The organism is Bacillus sp. TE9106W, assembly GCF_054062215.1.
In genome coordinates this window covers 127348-143636 of record NZ_JBSSFA010000011.1, presented here as the reverse complement: position 1 = coordinate 143636, position 16289 = coordinate 127348, and the positions used below count along the sequence as shown (strand labels likewise).

At 36.2% G+C, this 16289-nt stretch carries 15 protein-coding genes; 8 read left to right on the top strand and 7 right to left on the bottom strand.

Annotated elements, in window-relative coordinates:
• Positions 1 to 56: 56 nt before the first annotated feature.
• The gene (locus ACVWY7_RS19580; RefSeq protein WP_000437634.1) at positions 57 to 1670 is read right to left on the bottom strand and encodes an MDR family MFS transporter; all 1614 of its coding nucleotides are present in this window, start codon (positions 1668 to 1670) and stop codon (positions 57 to 59) included.
• A 19-nt stretch (positions 1671 to 1689) separates the two neighbouring features.
• Positions 1690 to 2148 (bottom strand): MarR family winged helix-turn-helix transcriptional regulator, encoded by a 459-nt coding sequence (locus tag ACVWY7_RS19575; RefSeq protein ID WP_144508095.1) that lies wholly within the window; start codon positions 2146 to 2148, stop codon positions 1690 to 1692.
• A 272-nt stretch (positions 2149 to 2420) separates the two neighbouring features.
• Between ACVWY7_RS19575 and glpT the strand changes: the two genes are divergently transcribed.
• The 6 genes from glpT to opp4A all read left to right on the top strand — a co-directional run bounded on the left by glpT (position 2421) and on the right by opp4A (position 9690).
• Complete coding sequence (gene glpT / locus ACVWY7_RS19570; RefSeq protein ID WP_000466375.1) at positions 2421 to 3770, top strand: glycerol-3-phosphate transporter; 1350 nt, start codon at positions 2421 to 2423, stop codon at positions 3768 to 3770.
• A gap of 284 nt (positions 3771 to 4054) precedes the next feature.
• Positions 4055 to 5074 carry an ABC transporter ATP-binding protein gene (locus ACVWY7_RS19565; protein ID WP_000795373.1) on the top strand — a complete coding sequence of 340 codons (1020 nt, stop codon included), beginning with the start codon at positions 4055 to 4057 and terminating at the stop codon, positions 5072 to 5074.
• Positions 5061 to 5987: an ABC transporter ATP-binding protein gene (locus tag ACVWY7_RS19560; RefSeq protein ID WP_001196379.1), complete on the top strand. Its 927-nt coding sequence runs from the start codon at positions 5061 to 5063 to the stop codon at positions 5985 to 5987. Before ACVWY7_RS19565 ends, ACVWY7_RS19560 begins: the two co-directional genes overlap by 14 nt.
• Before the next feature lie 14 nt (positions 5988 to 6001).
• On the top strand, positions 6002 to 6970 hold the full coding sequence (gene opp4B / locus ACVWY7_RS19555) for an oligopeptide ABC transporter permease (RefSeq protein ID WP_000265441.1): 969 nt from the start codon (positions 6002 to 6004) through the stop codon (positions 6968 to 6970).
• A gap of 18 nt (positions 6971 to 6988) precedes the next feature.
• The gene (locus ACVWY7_RS19550; protein WP_000880733.1) at positions 6989 to 7894 is read left to right on the top strand and encodes an ABC transporter permease; all 906 of its coding nucleotides are present in this window, start codon (positions 6989 to 6991) and stop codon (positions 7892 to 7894) included.
• 14 nt (positions 7895 to 7908) lie between these two features.
• Positions 7909 to 9690, top strand: coding sequence for an oligopeptide ABC transporter substrate-binding protein (gene opp4A, locus ACVWY7_RS19545; protein WP_105989809.1), 1782 nt, complete (start codon positions 7909 to 7911; stop codon positions 9688 to 9690).
• A 103-nt stretch (positions 9691 to 9793) separates the two neighbouring features.
• Here opp4A and ACVWY7_RS19540 read toward each other — a convergent pair whose 3' ends face one another.
• The 4 genes from ACVWY7_RS19540 to ACVWY7_RS19525 form a co-directional block, all read right to left on the bottom strand.
• Positions 9794 to 9919 (bottom strand): DUF4027 family protein, encoded by a 126-nt coding sequence (locus tag ACVWY7_RS19540; RefSeq protein WP_000738299.1) that lies wholly within the window; start codon positions 9917 to 9919, stop codon positions 9794 to 9796.
• A 210-nt stretch (positions 9920 to 10129) separates the two neighbouring features.
• A complete protein-coding gene (locus ACVWY7_RS19535; protein WP_000277989.1) occupies positions 10130 to 10552 on the bottom strand; it encodes a universal stress protein in 423 nt (140 codons plus the stop codon).
• Between the two features lie 65 nt (positions 10553 to 10617).
• Positions 10618 to 12069, bottom strand: a complete 1452-nt coding sequence (locus tag ACVWY7_RS19530; RefSeq protein WP_144508093.1) for a SulP family inorganic anion transporter — start codon at positions 12067 to 12069, stop codon at positions 10618 to 10620.
• 157 nt (positions 12070 to 12226) lie between these two features.
• Entirely contained in the window at positions 12227 to 13468 is a 1242-nt protein-coding gene (locus tag ACVWY7_RS19525; RefSeq protein ID WP_144508091.1) for a cell wall-binding repeat-containing protein, read from the bottom strand.
• A 174-nt stretch (positions 13469 to 13642) separates the two neighbouring features.
• On the opposite strand from ACVWY7_RS19525, the gene ACVWY7_RS19520 reads away from it, so the two are divergent.
• Both ACVWY7_RS19520 and ACVWY7_RS19515 read left to right on the top strand, forming a co-directional pair.
• On the top strand, positions 13643 to 14320 hold the full coding sequence (locus ACVWY7_RS19520; RefSeq protein ID WP_000227657.1) for a response regulator transcription factor: 678 nt from the start codon (positions 13643 to 13645) through the stop codon (positions 14318 to 14320).
• An 11-nt stretch (positions 14321 to 14331) separates the two neighbouring features.
• Positions 14332 to 15702, top strand: a complete 1371-nt coding sequence (locus ACVWY7_RS19515) for a sensor histidine kinase (protein ID WP_000822541.1) — start codon at positions 14332 to 14334, stop codon at positions 15700 to 15702.
• 34 nt (positions 15703 to 15736) lie between these two features.
• Here the strand turns inward: ACVWY7_RS19515 and ACVWY7_RS19510 are convergent, their stop codons facing one another.
• On the bottom strand, positions 15737 to 16258 hold the full coding sequence (locus ACVWY7_RS19510; protein ID WP_144508089.1) for a dihydrofolate reductase family protein: 522 nt from the start codon (positions 16256 to 16258) through the stop codon (positions 15737 to 15739).
• Positions 16259 to 16289 lie beyond the last annotated feature (31 nt).

Here is a 16289-nt window from a genome sequence, read left to right as displayed (position 1 = left end):
AAAAGCTTTTAAGGTTATACTTAAAAAAAGCATCGCCATAAGGCGATGCTTTTTCATTACGAATAGGATACAGTTTGTTCTTTTTCCTCTGCAGCTGGCTCTTCAGCATCCTTTTTACGATCTGACAGTTTAATCTTCTGTAAGAAAATCGTAAAGATAGCACCCACTACAATGAATACTAATCCTGTTAAGAATACAGTATGAAGAGAGTCTACTAAAGAGTTTTTCAAAATTGGTACAATGCTGTTAGCGAATGCTTCTGGCATTTGTTTTAATGCCTCTGGGCTAAATAGCATTGAATATAAACCTTGTGGGTCCGTATGAATCATATCTTTAAATTTCGTTACCATTTGTCCCGCTTCTTTCGGGAACGTATCTAATACAGGTACTAAATTTTTTGTTAATGTTGTACCTGAAGTGTTATTCATAATTGATCCTAAAATTGTAATACCAAATGTTCCACCGATTTGACGGAAGAACTGACTTGATGATGTTACGACACCAAGATCTTTTTTCGGGAAGCTTTCTTGTAACGCTAACGTTAATGTCGGCATTACAAGACCCATTCCTAAACCGATAACCATCATATAAGAAGTAGCAGTCAATTTAGTTGTGTGCATATCCATCGTTGTTAATAACCAGAATCCTCCAGCCATTATAAGCATCCCTGTAATAATTTGTGGTTTCACACCAACTTTTAATACAAGTTGCCCGCCGATAATACTCATCACAATCATTGTAATCATCATTGGCGTCATGATCGTTCCTGATTCAGCAGCACTTACTCCTACAATTCCTTGCATGAAGAATGGGACGAACATAATCGCACCGAACATTCCAATACTCATAAAGAATCCAATCGCATTTAGTAATGTAAATGTACGATTTTTAAAGAAATGCATCGGTAAAATTGGTTCTTCTGCTTTCGTTTCAACGATAACAAAGCTAACAATACCAATTAGAGCTAATGCAAATAACCCGATAATTTGCCAAGAATCCCATGCGTAATCTTTTCCGCCAAACGTTAATGCAAGTAATAAACTGACAACACCGAGAATCATCGTGAAGATTCCAGCGATATCAATTTTAATTGGTCCTGTTTGTTTATGTGATTTTAATCCCATTGCAATAAAGATTGTTGCTAAAATACCCACTGGTAAGTTAATGTAGAATACCCATCTCCAGTTTACTGCGTCTACAATCCAGCCACCAACTTGTGGCCCAATTACAGAAGCAAGACCGTATAACGCACCAAAAATACCTTGCCATTTCGCACGTTCTTTCCCCGTGAACATGTCTCCGATAATAATCATAGCCATCGGCATCATAATACCGCCACCAAGACCTTGAATACCACGGAAAATAATTAATTCTGTCATACCATTTGCCATACCACATAACGCTGAGCCAACCATAAAGATAACTAGCCCTGTTATATATACGTTACGACGGCCAAGTAAATCCGCTAATTTACCTGCAATTGGTACAACTGTCGTTGATGTTAACATATAGGCTGTTGTTAACCACGTCATTAAGCTTAATCCGCCTAGTTCACCGACAATACGCGGCATTGCTGTACCGACGATTGTTCCATCTAATGCAGCAAATAGCATGGCAATGATTAAACCGATTAACAACAACTTTCTGTTTATATTTTCTTGTTGCTCCATGTAATCTCCTCAATTCCTCTTAGTTATTCTCTTTTTTCTCTTGTGTCCCGCAAATAATTGTTTCGAGCTTCTCAAAGAGGCGTAACAAATCTTCTCTTTCTTGTAATTCTAAATGTGAGAAATATTTTGCAATGTGCTCATTACGAGCGACCATTGCCTCTTCTACCCTGGCTTTCCCCTTTTTTGTTAACTCAATGATGACAACGCGCCGGTCATCTTTGTCGTGATAGCGCTCTACAAGCTCTTGGTCAATTAGGCGATCGATCATCACTGTAATTGCACTAGGCTTTACATACATCTTTTTTGCTAATTTTGTCGCCCTTGAAGCTCCATAATGATCTAAAATCTTTAAAATATAAAACTGCGGTGGTGTAAGTCCTTTTGCTTGCATTTGTTCTAATAACTCTGTCTGCATTTTCTTTCCAATCGAAAAGGCAAGAGCTTGAATTTTATCGATATGCGTCATATCATTTGGCATGTTATCCACCTCTTATTTAAACAATAAAATATTTAACCTATTTAAATATTAATCCGACGAATAAAATCCGTCAACACTTTTTATTTATAAAAACGTTTACATTTTTGTCACAAAGTTGTATAATTTTCGACGAAGTTAATATTGACAGTCACGGAGAATCGGAGTATACGGCTATGAATCATAAAAAAGGAAACTTTTTTATATTTCATGGCCTTTTTATATTCTCTCTGACTTACGACACTTCGAATTAATTTGGGGAGGATTTTCATTTTATGTTTTTTACACAATTCTTTAAGCCTGCGCCCCACGCGGAACGCTTACCAGCTGACCGCGTTGACAGTGAATACCGTAAACTACGTTTACAAGTATTCTTAGGTATCTTCATCGGCTATGCAGGTTATTACTTTGTTCGAAAAAACTTTTCACTAGCAATGCCATACTTAATTGAACAAGGCTTTAGTAAAGGGGAACTTGGGGTTATCCTTTCAGCAGTTTCTATCGCTTACGGATTAAGTAAATTTCTTATGGGTATCGTATCCGATCGTTGTAATCCTCGCTACTTTTTAGCAGCTGGGCTATTTTTATCAGGTATCATTAATATTATTTTCGGCTCATTTTCTTTCATTACAACGAGTATTATACTTATGTTTGTACTTCAGTTTTTAAATGGATGGGTACAAGGTATGGGATGGCCTCCTTGTGGTCGTACAATGGTTCACTGGTTCTCTATTAGTGAACGTGGTACAAAAATGTCTATTTGGAACGTCGCTCATAACGTCGGCGGAGCGCTTATGCCTTCTCTTGTAACATTAGGCTTATACTTCTTTGCGAATGACTGGAAGAGTATTTTTTACTTCCCAGGTATTCTTTCAATTTTAGTTGGTGTTTATGTATTAATTACGATGAAAGATACACCTCAATCTTGTGGATTACCTTCTATTGAAGAACATACTGGAGAATATCCACCAGATGAGAAGATAAAAGATCGTGAACGTGAACTTTCAGCAAAGGAAATTTTATTTAAATACGTACTAAACAATAAATTTTTATGGTACATCGCGATTGCGAACGTTTTCGTATATTTCGTACGTTACGGTGTTGTAGACTGGGCTCCTACTTATTTAGTAGAAGAAAAAAGCTTTACTCATAGTAGTTCACGTACAGCTTATGCTCTATATGAATGGGCTGGTATTCCAGGTACACTTCTTTGCGGCTGGATGAGTGATAAACTATTTAAAGGACGCCGCGCACCTGCTGGTATTTTATTTATGGTTGGTGTATTTATCGCCGTTCTTGTGTACTGGCTAAACCCTCCTGGTAATCCAATGGTTGATAGTATCGCACTTGTTGCAATTGGATTTTTAATTTACGGACCTGTTATGTTAATTGGTCTACACGCTCTTGACTTAGCACCAAAGAAAGCGGCTGGAACTGCAGCTGGATTAACTGGCTTCTTCGGTTACTTAGGCGGAGCAGCTTTCGCTAGTGCCGCTATGGGCTTTATCGTCGATGCATTCGGATGGGATGGTGGATTCATCTTATTACTTGCATCTTGTGTACTTGCAATGTTCTTCCTTGCTCTTACTTTAAAGACAGGGTCAGTAAAACAAAAGCAAGCTTAAGCACTAATATTATTCTTATCAAAAAAAGAGAGACTGTTCTTTCGAGAACGCCTCTCTTTTTTCTACATATAATACTTTTTTCTTACAAAAGATTTATTTCCCTCTCTTATATATGTTAGCGTTTTCAAAACACTCCAACTACTTATATACATGCATCCAATCTCTATATAAAAAGATTTTTGAATATTTTCTCAACTTATACTTGTCAAACATTGTCAATTTATATTAAAATAACAACAACATACAAAATATTTAGTCTTTTCAGAAAAGATGGAGGGATAGCCATGAAGAATCCACTTCTTCGCATTGAAAACTTACAGACTTCCTTTCGTATACAAGATCAATATCATGCCGCAGTTGATGATGTTTCGTTAACTGTCCATGAAAATGAAATTGTCGCGATAGTCGGTGAATCAGGTTGCGGAAAAAGTGCACTTGCCCTTTCCATTATGCGACTGCATAATGAAGCAAATACAAAATTACAAGGGCAGCTTAACTATAGAGATAAGGATTTACTAACGATGTCAGCCGCAGAGATGAATAAAGTACGCGGATCAAACATCGGCATGATTTTCCAAGAACCTCTTACAGCACTCGATCCTCTTATGACAGTTGGAAAACAAATCGAAGAAAATTTAGACTACCACACAAGCCTTTCAAAAGTTGAAAAGAAAGACCGCACCTTAGAACTACTTCATCAAGTTGGTATTCCAAAACCAGAACTTACATATAAACAATACCCACACGAATTATCTGGCGGAATGAGACAAAGAATTGTTATTGCAATTGCAATTGCTTGTAACCCAGCACTTATTATTGCAGATGAGCCAACAACGGCTCTTGATGTAACTATCCAAGCACAAATTTTAGACTTACTAAAATCTATTCAAGAACAAACGAAAATGGGCATCATTTTAATTACACACGATTTAAGTGTTGTCGCAGAAACAGCCGATCGTATCGTCGTTATGTACGCTGGACAAGTTGTAGAAACAGGAAAAGTTGAAGAGATTTTTAACAACCCTCTTCACCCATATACTCGTTCTCTATTAAACTCCATTCCATCTGCGTATGCTGAAAAAGAAAAATTGCATGTTATTCAAGGTGTTGTACCGACGTTAGCTAAGTTACCTCGCACAGGTTGTCGCTTCCAAGCACGAATTCCATGGATTAGACCTGATCAACACGAGGAGAATCCAATTTTACATGAAGTAAAACCAAACCATTGGGTACGTTGTACTTGCTACAAACATTTTAACTTCCAAGATAAGAAAGGAGATGACGTAACTCATGGCACTGCTTAAAGTAGAAGATTTAAAAGTACACTTTCCAATTAAAGGTGGTGTTTTCGGTCGTACATTAGATTACGTTCGTGCTGTTGATGGCGTAAGCTTCGAACTACAACCTGGCGAAACGTACGGAATCGTTGGGGAATCTGGGAGCGGTAAATCAACAACTGGAAAAGCAATTATGCACTTAACGAAAGCGACGGGCGGTAGTATTCATTTTAATAATAGAGATTTAACAAAGTTAAGTCGCTCAGAACTAAGAGAACAACGAAAAGATATTCAAATGATTTTCCAAGATCCTTATTCATCCTTAAACCCAAAGAAACGTGTTATGGATATTATCGCGGAACCACTTCGGAATTTTGAGAAACTCTCACCCGACGAAGAACGTAGAGCTGTTCAAGATTATCTTGATAAAGTCGGCTTAAATCCGGAGTCTATTTATAAATATCCACATGAATTTTCCGGTGGGCAAAGACAGCGGATTGGTATTGCACGCGCCCTTACACTAAAACCGAAGCTTATTATCGCAGATGAACCTGTATCTGCACTTGACGTGTCAGTACAAGCCCAAGTTTTAAACTTCTTACAAGATTTACAATCTGAACTCGGACTAACGTACTTATTTATTAGTCATGATTTGGGTGTAATCCGCCATATGTGTGACCGTATTGGTGTTATGTATCGCGGACGCATTGTGGAAGAAGCAACTAGTGCTGAAATTTATAACAATCCACAGCACATCTATACGAAGCGCCTAATATCAGCTATTCCTGACATTCGTCCAGAAAACCGCGAACAACAGCGTAAATTGCGTCGTGAAGTAAGCGCTGAGTACGAAAAATCATATGAAAATTATTTCAATGAAAATGGACGTGCTTACGATTTAAAACCAATCTCGCCAACTCACCGGGTGGCATTACCATAAGGGAGTGATAAAACATGTGGAAATTTATATTACGCCGGATTTTAGTTATGATACCACAATTATTCATATTAAGCGTACTCGTCTTTACACTTGCTAAAGCAATGCCAGGTGATGCATTAAGTGGCGCTGAACTAGCAAACCCAAAAGCCGATCCAAAAGTAATTGAAGAACAACGTGAGAAACTTGGGTTAAATGATCCTATTCCCACACAATATGTAAGGTGGATTTCAAATGCCGTACAAGGAGATTTCGGTATTTCTTACGCACATAAAATACAAGTAACAGATATTATTGGAGAACGCCTTGGTAATACAGTGCTGTTAGCTCTTCTAATTCTTATTCTTACTTATTTAATCGCCATTCCACTTGGCGTTATAAGTGGGCGTTGGAATGATACGTGGGCTGATCGACTCATTACACTCTATAACTTTTTAGGTTTTGGTACACCCCTATTTATTTTTGGATTAGTAATGTTATTCTTATTCGGCTTTTTATACCCGATCTTCCCTACAAGTGGTAGCGTTGATCCACAAGTGGCAGCCGGATCATTTGATTACTATTTAAGTAAATTAAATCATATGATTTTACCAGCTTTATCTGGGGCATTAATTGGCACTGTAGGAACTGTACAATATTTACGAAGTGAAATTATTGATACGAAACATAAAGATTTTGTACGCACAGTAAAAGCAAAAGGTGTACCAGAATCTAAAGTATATTCCAGACATATTTTACGAAATTCATTTTTACCAATTGCAGCATTTTTAGGCTATGAAATTACAGGTTTAGTTGGTGGCTCTATTATTCTAGAAAATATTTTCGGCTACCCAGGAATTGGACAACTATTTTTCCAATCTATCACTCAACGTGATTTCAGTGTCGTAACTGCTCTTGTATTATTTACTGGATTCGCAACGCTACTCGGGACCCTTCTTTCCGATATTATTCTAAGCATCGTTGATCCACGTATTCGTATTGATTAATGGAGGTGAAGAAACGTTATGTTAGCAAATCCTGAAAAACAAACTGAGGTCATTCATTACGAAAAGAGCCCTTCTGGTTTCTCCATTATGTGGCGAGAATTTCGTAAAGATAAACTAGCAATGTTTTCCCTATTCTTTTTAGCTTTAATATTAATAGCCGTTTATACAACTTCATTTATTATGAAACAAGAAGATATCGTTCGAGTCGATCTGTTCGCCATTTATGATCCTCCTTCCGCTGAACATTGGCTAGGAACTGATTATGGAGGCCGTGATATTTTCGGACAATTAATTATTGGTACACGTAATTCCTTTACAGTTGGTTTAGCCATCACTCTTTTATCAACTCTTATCGGTCTTACAATGGGACTAATTGCTGGCTATTTTGGGGGAGTTGTCGATAACATCATCATGCGTTTTATCGATTTTATGATGATTTTACCATTCTTAATGATTGTTATCGTATTTATCTCACTCGTTCCAACTTTCAATATTACTACCTTTATTCTCATAATGACCGCTTTCTTATGGGTCGGAAAAGCAAGACTTATACGCTCTAAAGTATTAACGGAGAAAGAACTTGATTACGTATCTGCATCTAAAACATTAGGAACACCAAATTGGAAGATTATCTTCCAACAAATATTACCTAATTTAAGTTCTATTATTATCGTAAATATTACATTAAATCTTGCTGGTAACATCGGGATTGAATCTAGTTTGACTTACTTAGGTTTTGGTCTACCAGAAAGTACACCGAGTCTTGGTACACTTGTAAGTTATGCAACAAACCCAGATGTATTGCAAGAAAAATGGTGGATTTGGTTACCCGCATCAATCATGATTTTAGTGTTGATGCTGTGTATAAATTTTATTGGTCAAGCGTTAAAGCGTGCGGCTGATGCGAGACAAAGAAAAGGATAAGGGGTGGAGAAGTTATGAACAAACCAAAACTGTACAAAGTATTAAGTACACTTGCTGCTTCAACATTATTACTATCTGCATGTGGGGGTGCTGATAGCGGTAGCAAAAAGACAAATACGAAAAAAGTAGAAACAGATAAATTTAGCTCTGCTGTAAAAAATGATGGCAAAGAAATTAAAGACGGATCATTAACTTATGGACTCGTTTCGAATTCACCCTTCGCTGGTGTTTTAAGTAGGGTATTGTATGAAGTTGCTCCAGACCGTGAAATTATTGACTTCTTCGATGAATCATTATTATCCACAGATAAAAACTGGGAGATCAGTAACGATGGTGCTGCAACTTATAAAATCTCTGAAGACAAGAAAACAATTACAATCACAATTAAAGATAATGTAAAATGGCATGATGGTAACCCAGTAACAGCAGAAGATTTAGAATATTCCTATCTAATTATGGGAAGCGATAAGTATACAGGCATTCGTTACGATACACAAATGCAAATGATTGAGGGAATGGAAGAGTATCATGCTGGTAAAGCTGACAAAATTTCTGGTATTAAAGTAATCGATCAAAAAAACATTTCCATTACTTATAAAGAAGTAAATCCTTCATTGAAAACAGGTATTTGGACAGCTCCTACACCTAAAAAGTATTTAGGCGATGTCCCAATTGAAAAACTAGCAGAATCTGATAAAATCCGTAAAAATCCAATTGGATTCGGACCATTTAAAGTGAAGAAAATGGTTCCTGGTGAATCAGTTGAGTATGAGCGCTTCGATGATTATTGGGCTGGTAAACCAAAGTTAAAAAATGTAACGTTAAAAGTTGTAAATCCATCTATTGTTAGTGCATCTCTGAAAAAAGGTGATATTGATATTGCAGCAATTACTGCTGATCAATATCCGAACGTAAGTAAATTAAAAAATACACAACTAATTGGTAAAACTGACCTTGCTTACACTTATATCGGATTTAAATTTGGACATATGGACAAAGCAAAGAACGAAGCTGTAATGGATAAAGATAAGTTCAAAGATGTTCGTTTACGTCAAGCGATGGCATATGCAATTGACAGAGAAAAATTAGCAGAGAAAGTATATCACGGACTTCGCATTCCAGCTAACTCTCCAATTCCACCATCTATGCCAAAGTATCATAATAACGATGTTGGGGCATATAACTTAGATGTAAATAAAGCGAAAAAACTATTAGATGAAGCTGGTTATAAAGATAAAAATGGTGATGGCTTCCGTGAAGATCCAAAAGGTAATGAATTCAAAATTAACTTCCTAGCTAGTAACGGTAGTGAAACAAGTGAACCACTTGCTAAATTCTATATTCAATCTTGGAAGGATATTGGCTTAAAAGTAGAACTTGTTGACGGACGATTACACGAATTTAATGCTATGCGTGACATGATTAAAAAAGATGATCCGAAAGTTGATATTTTCTCTGGTGCTTGGGGAACAGGTTCTGACCCTGATTTATCTGGGCTTTGGGGCAAAAACGCCGGGTTTAACTATCAGCGCTGGGTAAATGATGAAAATACAAAATTATTAAATGAAGGGTTATCTGCAAAAGCTACTGATGAAAAATATCGTAAGGAAGTATACGATAAATGGCAAAAATTAATTCATGATGAAGCACCGATGATTCCTATTCACTATACATTTGATTTAACTGGGCTTAATAAACGTGTTAAAAACTTCAATCTTGATCCTGGTATTCATACAGTAACTTCACAATGGAAAGACGTTACTGTAACAAGTGAGAAGCCAGAAGTAGAAAAATAATCATAAAAATAGCTCTTAGCATTTACTTACTGCTAAGAGCTATTTTTTATTTACAATCCTTTTCTTACTATTTATAACAACCAATTCCTTCCCTACTCTAAGATTAAAAGATTTGATGAATCATCTTTATTACAACAGCTAACGTAACAGATGCAGCAAATCCCCCTAAACAAATAAGACCGACACCTTGGCTATATGATAAATTTTGAAGTGCTTTCATCTTTTTCATCCTCCCTATCTTCCCTTCGTTATTTTTATTTTACCAATGGAATAATTGTCATAACATCGATTTTTCTGACAACAAACTTACAAATTTGTAAGTTAACAATTTCTCTTTAAACTTATATATCTAGTATGTCCACACTCTCTCACTTTATACGAAAAAAAGACCTCGAATTATATCAAGGTCTTGCTTACACTACAGAATATCTCACTCAATTTATTTAATAATCATCACCGGACATTTCACACGCTTTGCTATTTTATGACTCACACTACCAAGCACCATTTCTTGTAATGTATTTAGCCCTCTACTCCCAGCAATAACAAGATCTATATCTCCTGTATTTACATATTGAACAATCGTATCTCCTGGATCGCCATGTAATATCGTAATTTTATAAGAAATGTTCTCTTTCTTTAATAAACCTTCAATCTCTTTTAATTTATCTTTTCGACTAGCTGATACTGTTTCTAAATCTGTCTGACCTTGTATAATATCTGACTTTGCCGTTCTATTATCTACTACGTACACAACTTCAACATTTGTTTCTTCGTTAAATTTTGCAATATGTGTCGCGTGCTCTGCTGCTCGAAGCGCATGTTCAGAACCATCACATGCTAATATAATTTGTTTATACATATGCTGAATCCCCTTTTCGTTATCCTACTCATATTATATAGTAAAGCCCCCTAAAAAGGAGGCTTCTAACTAGCAATTCTTTTATTATAAGTAGCTAAATTTGTAACAAGTTTTGCGCTACGTTCATTTAATCCTGTTATACTTACTTTCACACCACTTTGTTCATACCTCATGATAACTTTATCAATTGATGCCACTGCTGAATCGTCCCATACGTGTGCGTGGGTAAAATTCATTTCAATTTCTTTTACATCTTCATTGAATGAAAAGTTATTTATAAAATCTGCCGTAGATGCAAAGAAAAGTTGACCGTGAATTTCGTATATTTTCTTATTTTCAATATATAAATGTTTCACGTGAATCTTTGCCATATTGAATGCAAATAACACAGCACTAATTACTGTCCCAATGACTACACCTAATCCTAAATTGTGAGTAATAAGAACGACCACTACTGTTACGATCATAACGAATGCATTCCCTTTTGGTACTTTATGAATCGTTGCTACAGAGTTCCAATCAAATGTTCCGATTGAAACCATAATCATAACCGCAACTAAAGCTGCCATCGGAATATGAACCACATAATCACCTAAAACGAATAGTAATACGATTAAAAATCCGCCCGCTACAAACGTCGATAAGCGACCTCGTCCACCTGATTTAATATTAATAACAGATTGGCCAATCATTGCACATCCTGCCATACCTCCGAAGAAACCAGCGACAATATTTGCAATACCTTGACCGCGTGCTTCCTTATGCTTATTACTTTCCGTATGCGTCATATCATCTAAAACTGAAGCTGTTAATAATGACTCTAATAAACCGATAATTGCAAGCATAACTGCGTACGGTAAAATAATCCCTAACGTCTCAAGTGTAAAAGGCACGTCTGGAATACTAAAGAACGGTAATTCTTTCGGCAGGCTTCCCATATCCCCTACTGTTTTTAATTGTAATCCACTCATAAGTGCAATACTTGTCACGATGATAATTGCAATAAGTGTGGACGGTACAGCTGTCGTAATACGTGGAAATAAATATATAATTGCAAGTCCTAATGCGACAAGCGCGTACATTTGCCAAGTTGCATTTTTAAACTGCGGCAATTGCGCTGTAAAAACTAAAATCCCAAGTGCATTTAAAAATCCACTCATAACTGATTTCGGAACAAACTTCATAAATGAGCTCAGTTTGAACACGCCAAAAATAATTTGGACAATACCTGTTAATATTGTTGTAGCAAATAAATATTGTAAACCGTGATCTTTAACGAGCGTTACCATTAATAATGCCATTGCACCTGTTGCAGCTGAAATCATCCCAGTTCTTCCGCCAACAAATGAAATGGTAACTGCAATACAAAAGGCTGCGTATAGCCCAACGGTCGGATCCACGCCTGCAATAACGGAGAAAGCGATCGCTTCCGGAATTAATGCTAAAGCAACGACAATTCCTGATAACACGTCCCCTTTTACATTGGAAAACCAGTCATTTTTTATCGTCTGAAACAAAGTACCACTCCTCTACTCTTTTATCATTTGATTTTCTCCGTAAGAAAATCAAGGCCGACTGCACGAAGGTTATTATATAACGAGTAGAGGATTTTGTGCTATGTAAAAGTTTCCTAAAGAAAAAGACACTACCTTAGTAGCATCTTTTCTCATTTCATTAATGTCCACCGTGACCTTGACCGCTTTCTTGCACAATCTCTAATCTCTCATCTAATACTCCTTGTGTTTCAAATGAAATATCACTCGTACTTCCTAATAGGAAGCCGTGATTATACGGTCCAAGTGTTGGGTCATCTTTAAACTTCGGTTGAATAGTAGCAAGGAAGTCATACACTGGTTGTGAAGCTTTTCCTTCCTCTAAAAAGATAACAGGGGCATGTTTACCCATATGTGAAAAAGGTGCTCCCGCAACTGCTAAATCTGGTGTTTTATTTGAAACAAATGACACACCATGACCTGGCTTTTTGAATCCCCAGCCAAATTTTGTTTTTTCATCTTTAAATTTCGCAAATGCAATAGAATTCTCTACCGGAGTCTCTCCACTAATACGCGTTACTTTTCCATATTTGCTTAACTCTTTTTCCACTTCTTTTGAAATGATTTTTTCTGGTCCTAATACATATATATTCGCTTTATCTTTTCTCATCTTTAATGCCTCTATCGTCGCTTTTGGCACCTTATCTTTCTCTGTATATAAAAGCGGTTCTGGCATATGAGAAATCCAGTTTACAGCTGGTGTTGTGTATAAACGTCCTTCTTCTTCAGACGAACCGATAATAACACTATTTGGGTAGCTTCCTGTTATATCGGCATATTCTTTATCCACATCTTTTGCAAATGTAGCTGGATCTGTTTCTTTTATTTGCTTTACTTTATATTCTTTTAATTGCTCAAGGATAGATGCACCTACATCCCCCATCACCATAATTTGTGTTCCATCTTTCGTTCCGAGCGGATTTAATCGTTTTATTTCTTTTAACGTCATTTCGGGTACCTTTTCTTTTTCTATAAATAAAATTGGCCCGTTATTCGGATGATGAATAAGATCCGCACTCGCAGTACCTAATTGCCACTCGTTTACTGGTACTAAAATAATAGCGCCTGGCTGATTCTCTTTATGCGTTGCTGGCCATATCGTTTGTGAAGTTAATACTGCCATTTGCAAAGGATCATTTGTGTTTAATCTCGTTACATTTTTTAAACTTGTCGTTAATAAATCATTCGATGCACTTTCGTTCATTTCTTTCGGTGCAGTTACCTCCTGATTCATTTCCTTTTTCTCTGTCTTTTTCTCTTCTTTCGATTCATGATTTTTATGATCTGTGTTCGTTTGTCCACATGCAGCAAGACCAACTGCTGTAATTATTGTTATCCCAAAGATTCGGGTCATCTTTTTCACTATACCGCCTCCGTATGAATCGTTTTTGAGCCAATATGATTACCTAAAATGGAATTTCAACTTTACAATAACAAGCAATTCTGAAGAAATTATGCAGATGAATGATAATCTGCACCATTTCTTCATGATTTTGACTTACAATTTAAGTAATAACTACAAATGCGGAGGTACTCTATGGTCGATATACTACTCGTAGATGATGAGCCGAGAATGCTTGAATTATTAACACTTTATCTTACTCCAATCGGATATAACTGCGTATGTGCAGTATCAGGGGAAGAAGCTATTTCACATATAGAAAATCGAAACTTCAAATTTGTTTTACTCGATATTATGATGCCAAAGATGGATGGGTGGGAAACGTGCAAAAGAATTCGATCATTTAGTAACGTTCCTATCATTATGGTAACTGCTCGTGATCAAACGGTAGATGTCATTCAAGGGTTAAAACTTGGAGCGGATGATTACGTGACGAAACCTTTCCATGAAGAAGAGCTTTTCGCAAGAATTGAAGCTGTTTTAAGGCGTACGAATCAACGTACGCAAATCCAATATCACGGCATTTTATGGGATGAGGCAAAGCATTTCGTCTCTGTCGATAATGAAGAACTTCTTCTCACTCCAATCGAATTCTCTTTACTCGGATTATTTTTACGTCATGTGAACTACGTATTAAGCCGCGATCAGCTCATTGAACGAATTTGGGGATTAAATACAAATACAGAAGATAGAACAGTCGATTCACATATTCGTAATTTGCGTGATAAATTACGAAAAGTAAATTTCCCTATTGATGATCATTTAAAAACTGTGTACGGAGTTGGTTATCGATGGATTGATATCGAACATTAAGGAGCAAAGTGATGAAACGAATCTCTATTCAATTCGGATTTTATTTTTTAATTGTCACACTTTTAATTGAAAGTGTTCTATTTGTTTTGCTCTATTATAGTCTAGTTAACACTAGAGTAAATGAAGAAATGACCGCTTTATTAAAACGTGGAAACAGCCATCGTGATGTACTTGAAAAATATTATGATGAGCAAACAATCTCTCACGTTGCACTAATGGAATCTGAAGCTGAAACTACTGTCGTTATTACAAATACAAATAAAGAAGTGCTAGCTAAATCTAACGAAATAAACACGACTATAAAAGATCACATTAGTAGCATGCAAACACGAACAGATCATGACGGAGCGATTATAGAGAATCACTGGAAAACATCTAATTATATATGTACAGTTAGTCCCATTATAGTAGCTGGAAAACATGAAGGCTATGTGTATATGTTTCTTGGAACAGAATCCATTGAAAAGTTGGTGAATGGATTAACAAAACAATTCATTATTGCTGGCGCCATCACATTTCTACTCACAGTCATTACCATTTTTCTTTTATCTCGGTTATTAACAAAACCATTGTTACACATGAAACATGCCACTGAAAAAATGAGTAAAGGCGATTTATCCGTTTCGTTAACGACTAGTCGAAATGACGAAATTGGTGAACTAGCCTCATCTATTCAAACGCTTGCTAATGATTTACATTATATGAAAACAGAGCGAAGTGAATTTTTAGCAAGTGTTGCTCATGAATTACGAACACCTTTAACATACGTAAGAGGCTACGCTGATATTGCTTTAAAAGAAACCACATCTCCCGAGCAACGTTTACGATATTTATCTATTATAAAAGATGAGTCTGATTACATTACAAACTTAGTTCAAGATTTATTTTCACTGGCACAAATGGAACAACATAACTTTTCTATTCAAGTAAAGGAAGTACATTTACACCCTTTCCTTACTCGCATATCTGAAAAAGTAAACGCCATGTATAAAGAAAGATACATTACAGTTTCTTTCTCTTGTCCTCCTACACTGCTAGTAAACTTAGATGAACAACGATTCGAACAAGTTGTGGTGAACATTTTAAATAACGCTTATAGACATTCAAAAGAACATTCTCATATTCGCATTTCTGTTATAGAAGAAAATAAATGTATCTCCATTACAATAGAAGATGAAGGCGAAGGTATTCCTCCTGAAGACCTCCCTCACATTTTCGAACGCTTTTATCGAGTGGATAAAGCAAGATCACGAGCTACCGGTGGAACTGGGTTAGGACTATCTATCGTAAAAGAAATTGTAGAACTACACGGCGGGAATATTACTGTAACGAGCGAAGTTGATCACGGGTCTTGTTTTATCATTTCATTACCATCTATATAAAAACACGACTACTGATGGTAGTCGTGTTGCTTTATCATTTTACTTTATAATATAAATTTACAAATTGCCCAAAACGTTTCGTATCCGTTAAAGTTAAATTAATTTCTGGATTCTTGTCTTGAAATAACGGAACTCCAGAACCTAATATATGTGGTGTAATCGTAACAACATATTCATCAATTAGATTATTCTTAAAGAACTCTCTTAGTAGACTTCCTCCACCGACCATCCATATTTTAGATCCTTCTTGTGCTTTTAACCTTTTTGTAAACTCCACTACATCTTCATTTACAAACTCCACGTGTTCGTTTGAACCTTTTTGTGAGTTAGAAAAAACATAACATTTTTTATCTAAATACGGGAATGGTTCTATATGCTCTACTACATAATCGTACGTTCTTTTTCCCATAATTATTGTATCAATCGTTTCATACATTTCTGTATAACCGTTATCTCCCTCTCCTTCCGTTTCCATTAACCACTGTAAATCATCATCTTCTTTCGCGATATATCCATCCAAGCTCGCTGCTATAAATAAAACGATTTCACGTGACATATCTTTTCCTCCTTGCATCTCATATTGATAA